Below are 4,856 nucleotides of genomic sequence, written 5' to 3' on the forward strand. Positions count from 1 at the left end.
GGCTGACCGAACTGGCCGAACTGGCCTGGCGCGCCCGGCCGGCCCGGTGGCGGACCGGCGCGGAAGGGGAACGGCGGGCCGCCCGCGACGGCGGCGCGGGGGTGGCGGCGGGCGAAGGCGATGGAGATCGCCGAGGCGGCCACGGTGCCGACCACGCCGATGAAGAGGATCGCGACGATCAGGGGACGGACCCAGGCGGGGCGGTCGATGATGGTGACCGGCCCGGGATCGTCCTTCCCGAAGCGCTGGCGGGCCGGTTTGCCCGCCGCCTCGCCGGACGGAGCGGACGTCAACTCTTCCGCCGCCGTGAGGGCGCGCTCGGCGTTGACCTCGCCGAAGCCGATCTCGGGGTCGTACTTGCCGCCGGGACCGAAGCGGGTCCCGGCCACGAGGGCCTGGGAGACCAGCGCGGGAGGCAGCTTGGGGTGCTTGGCGCGGATGAGCGCGGCGATCCCGGAGACGAGGGCGCTGGAGTCGCTGGTGCCGCTGCTCAGGAAGTAGTCGCCGCCGGGTCCCGCGACGGGCAGGCCCGCGCCGGGCGCGGAGAGCAGCACCGAGAAGTTGCGGTTGGAGAAGGGCGCGCGGGTGTGGGACGGGACCGTCGCCGCGACCGCGATGACGCCCGGGTAGGACGCCGGGTAGGAGTAGGGCGCGAACCCGTCGCCGTCGAGCAGGCGCTGCTTGTCGCCGTCGTTGCCGACGGCCGCGACCACGACGGCGCCCTTGCCGATGGCGTAGCCGATGGCCTCGCGCTCGGCGGCGATCTCGTCGTCCTTGCCGAGCGAGAGGTTGATGACGTCGACGCCGCGGTCGGCGGCGTAGCGGATGCCGCGGGCCACCGCGTCCTCGGCCCGCTCGTCGGTCCGGAAGCGGACGAAGCCCGCGTCCTCCTTCTCGGCGATCACGCGGATCGCGAGGATGCGGGCCTCAGGGGCCAGGCCGATGACCCCGGCGCGGCGCCCGGGGCCGTGCCCGTGCCCGGCGATCAGCGAGGCCATCCCGGTGCCGTGCAGCCGCGCGGGCTTGGAGCCGGCGTCGATGGCGGCGAGCATGTTGGGGCCGGTGGTGACCGAGCCCGCGATGTCCGGCTGGCCCGGGTCGACGCCGGAGTCGACGACGGCCACGGTCACGCCGCGGCCGCGGGTGATCTTCCAGGCGGCGTCCATGCCGAGGGCGTTCAGCATCGGGCGCTGCCGGTCGCGGACCTCGTCGGCGTGCGCCGGGGCCTGGACGAGCGGCAGCCACGCGCCGGCGAGCGCCGCCGCGAGGACCGCCGCCGTCCTGCGCGCGCCCGTCAGCATCGCCACTCGCTCTTGGAGCAGTCGGGCAGGGCCCGGACGGACAGCGAGCGCGCGATGGCGTGGCCGATCTGGGGCGCCATGGCGAAGGGCTCCCCGGGGCGCTCCTTGGTGATGGCCGCCGCGGGACGGCCGTCGGACTGGCCGGAGGTGGTCAGCACCACGTACGGGCCGCCGCGGTCGGACGTGCGGTCCTGGCGGGCCGCGTCGGTGAACCGTGCGGCGGCCGTCCCGGGGAACGCCGCCGCGCGGAGGGCGGGCCGGACGGTGCCGGTCCCGTCGGGGCCGTGGGAGTCGGGAAGCTCCTTGTACGCCTTGTCGGCCTGCCAGGGATCGGGGAAGACCAGCACGCCCACGGTGGTGACGATGCCCTGGAGCTGGTCGACGTAGGTGGCGCGCAGCACCGCCTTGCAGCCGTGCTTGCGCAGGGTCGTCGCGAGCTCGGAGTCGACGCCCTGCTCGCAGCCGCCGTCGGGCACGATGCCGGTCCTCTCGGCGTACTCGCTGTGCTCGTCGTCCATGCTGTAGCTGAGCTGCCCGGGGAAGACGCGGCTCGCGGGCCACGCCTCCCAGCGGCGCGCGACCTCGGCGTTCGCGGCGCGCTGGAGCTCGGCGTTCGTGGGGTCGCGGTTGAGGGTGGTCCAGGCGCCGGTGAGGGCGATCCCGCTGGTGACCAGGTAGCAGCAGCCGACGACGAGGGCCACGACCATCCACTGGCGGCCGCGCAGGCCCAGCACGGTCACGCCCGCGGGCGTGGGACCCGCGGGCGCGGCACCGAGCGGCCGGCCGAACCGGCCGAACTGACTTGGCTGGACGAATTGACCCGTTTGCCTGAACTGACCCGTTTGCCCGGGCGGGCCGGCCTGACCCGGTGGGCCAGGCGGACCAGATGGGCCTGGAGGTCCTGGTGTGCCTGAAGGGCCTGGTGGGCCCGGCGAGCCGGACGGCCCATCGGGCGGAGCGAAGGCCGGACCGCCGGACGGGCCGCTGGGCGGGCCGCCGGAGGAGCCGGACGAGAACGGCGGCTGCTGGGAGGAGGGCAGGAATGCCACAACAAACAAGATTAACTCTGCTTGCCGACATTCCGCCCTCGTTATTGAGTCAGGGCGGCGAGTCAGGAAGGGCGGCGGCAGGAAAAAGGGCCCCTCGCGAAGAGGGGCCCTTCCCTGTCTTGCCGTCGCAGGCCGGTCACCGCTCGAAGGTCCGGCGGGCCTCCTTCGCGGTGTCCTTGGCCTGCTCACCGACCTGCTTGGCGCCGCCGGCGGCACGGTCCTTGCGCCCCTCGGCCTCCAGGCGGGGGTCACCGGTCTGGTATCCGGCCTCCTCCTTGCCCCGCCCCTTGGCCTTCTGGGCCTTGTTCTTCAACTTGTCGAGGATGCTCATGGCTCCTTCTCCCGTACGAATGCCGTACGAGCGGACCGATGCCCGCACAGTCCCGATGTATGCGGGCACGATCCGCGCGATCCGCGCGGTCCCGGGCGCCGCCGTCCGGGAATGCCCCTCGACATGGCAAGGTTGTGCCGTGAGAGGACGATGGCGTCCCGCCCCCTAACAGCCGAGCGTCAGCACAGGAGCACCCACCGTGTCGTTGCCACCTCTGGTCGAGCCCGCGTCGGAGCTCACCCGCGACGAGGTCAACCGCTACTCGCGGCACCTGATCATCCCGGATGTGGGCATGTCCGGGCAGAAGCGCCTCAAGAACGCCCGGGTCCTGGTCGTCGGCGCGGGGGGTCTCGGCTCGCCGGCGCTGATGTACCTGGCCGCCGCCGGCGTCGGGACGCTCGGCGTCATCGACTTCGACGTCGTGGACGAGTCGAACCTGCAGCGCCAGGTCATCCACCGGCAGTCCTCCCTCGGCAAGCCGAAGGCGGAGTCGGCGGCGGCGACCGTCCGCGAGATCAACCCGCTGATCGAGGTCGTGGTGCACAACACCGCGCTCGACCGCGACAACATCATGGACATCTTCGGCCGGTACGACCTGATCGTCGACGGGACCGACAACTTCGCGACCCGCTACATGGTGAACGACGCGGCCGTGCTGCTCGGCAAGCCGTACGTGTGGGGGTCGATCTACCGGTTCGACGGGCAGGCGTCGGTGTTCTGGGCCGAGCACGGCCCCTGCTACCGCTGCCTGTACCCCGAGCCGCCGCCGCCCGGCATGGTGCCGTCGTGCGCCGAGGGCGGGGTGCTCGGCGTGCTGTGCGCGTCGATCGGCTCGATCCAGGTGAACGAGGCCATCAAGCTCCTCGCCGGCATCGGCGAGCCGCTCGTCGGCCGGCTGATGATCTACGACGCGCTGGAGATGACGTACCGGACGGTCAAGGTCCGCAAGGACCCGGAGTGCCCGCTGTGCGGCAAGAACCCGACGCAGACCGAGCTGCTGGAGGACTACGAGGCGTTCTGCGGCGCGGTGTCGGACGAGGCCGCCGAGGCCGCCAAGGAGTCCACGATCACCGTCCAGGACCTCAAGGGCATGCAGGACCGCGGCGACGCCATCTTCCTGGTGGACGTGCGCGAGCCCAACGAGTACGAGATCGTCTCGATCCCCGGGGCGACGCTGATCCCGAAGGGCGAGTTCCTGAACGGGTCGGCGCTGGAGCGGCTCCCGCAGGACAGGAAGATCGTCCTGCACTGCAAGTCGGGCGTGCGGTCGGCGGAGGCGCTGGCCGTGGTCAAGAACGCCGGGTTCGGCGACGCGGTGCACGTCGGCGGCGGCGTCCTGGCCTGGGTGAACCAGATCGACCCGAGCCTGCCGTCCTACTGACGGGCCCGGCCATCGGCTGAGCGAGACCCCCGGCCGCCCTCGCGGGCCCGGGGGTCTTCGCATGTCTCAGCCGGGCGTCACGCCCGTCTGCACGGCCAGCACCGCGAGCCGGATGCGGTTCGGGCAGCCGGTCTTGCGCATCAGGTTCGCGACATGGGTCTTCACCGTGGTGACGCCGAGGTGCAGCCGGTCGCCGATCTCCCGGTTGGACAGCCCGGCGCCCACCAGGCGCAGGACCTCCTCCTCCCGGGCGGTCAGCCCGGCCGGGCCGGACGGCGGGGACGCGGGGTCCGCCGCCCCCTCGGCGCGGGCGCGCACCGCCTGCCCGACGAGCCGCGCGAGGACGTCCCGGCTGTAGGGGGCCTCGCCGTCGGCCGCCATGCGGATCGCGCGCAGCAGCTCCGGCGGCGGCGCGTCCTTCACCATGAAGCCGAACGCCCCGGCGGCGAGCGCGGGGTAGAGGTGATCGTCGTCGTCGAACGTCGTCAGCACGACGACCCGCGCGGACGGCCGGGCCGCCACGATCCGGCGCGTGGCGGTGGTCCCGTCCACGCCGGGCATCCGCAGGTCCATCAGGACGACGTCCGGGAGCAGCTCCTCGACCAGGCGCGGCGCGTCCCGCCCGTCGCCGGCCTCCCCGACGACCTCCAGGTCGGGCGCCGACTCGCAGAGCATCCGCAGCCCCATCCGCACCAGGTGCTGGTCGTCGACCAGCAGGACGCGGATCACGCCGCCCTCCCGGACGGCCCGGCCTCCGCGAGCGGCTCGCCGCCTCCCAACGGCTCGGGCGGCTC

At 73.4% G+C, this 4,856-nt stretch carries 5 protein-coding genes; 1 reads left to right on the forward strand and 4 read right to left on the reverse strand.

Annotated elements, in window-relative coordinates:
- The 3 genes from E1298_RS44080 to E1298_RS44095 form a co-directional block, all read right to left on the reverse strand.
- Positions 1-1,301, reverse strand: a 1,301-nt coding sequence (locus E1298_RS44080) for a S8 family serine peptidase (RefSeq protein ID WP_131903332.1), incomplete at its 3' end; no start/stop codon positions are given.
- Positions 1,295-2,041 carry a hypothetical protein gene (locus E1298_RS44085; RefSeq protein ID WP_131903333.1) on the reverse strand — a complete coding sequence of 249 codons (747 nt, stop codon included), beginning with the start codon at positions 2,039-2,041 and terminating at the stop codon, positions 1,295-1,297. The genes E1298_RS44080 and E1298_RS44085, both read right to left, overlap by 7 nt.
- A gap of 445 nt (positions 2,042-2,486) precedes the next feature.
- Positions 2,487-2,681: a CsbD family protein gene (locus E1298_RS44095; RefSeq protein ID WP_131903334.1), complete on the reverse strand. Its 195-nt coding sequence runs from the start codon at positions 2,679-2,681 to the stop codon at positions 2,487-2,489.
- A 199-nt stretch (positions 2,682-2,880) separates the two neighbouring features.
- Here E1298_RS44095 and moeZ point away from each other — a divergent pair, with 199 nt between their 5' ends.
- Positions 2,881-4,062 (forward strand): adenylyltransferase/sulfurtransferase MoeZ, encoded by a 1,182-nt coding sequence (gene moeZ / locus E1298_RS44100; protein WP_131903335.1) that lies wholly within the window; start codon positions 2,881-2,883, stop codon positions 4,060-4,062.
- 66 nt (positions 4,063-4,128) lie between these two features.
- Here moeZ and E1298_RS44105 read toward each other — a convergent pair.
- Positions 4,129-4,856: response regulator (locus E1298_RS44105; protein WP_341770706.1), on the reverse strand; the 728-nt coding region annotated here is incomplete at its 5' end.

Origin of the sequence: Actinomadura rubrisoli (assembly GCF_004349215.1) — a bacterium.
Lineage (GTDB): Bacteria > Actinomycetota > Actinomycetes > Streptosporangiales > Streptosporangiaceae > Spirillospora > Spirillospora rubrisoli.

Coding starts and splice junctions, on each gene's coding strand:
- E1298_RS44095 (WP_131903334.1), bottom strand. CDS start 2,681: ATGAGCATCCTCGACAAGTTGAAGAACAAGGCCCAGAAGGCCAAGGGG.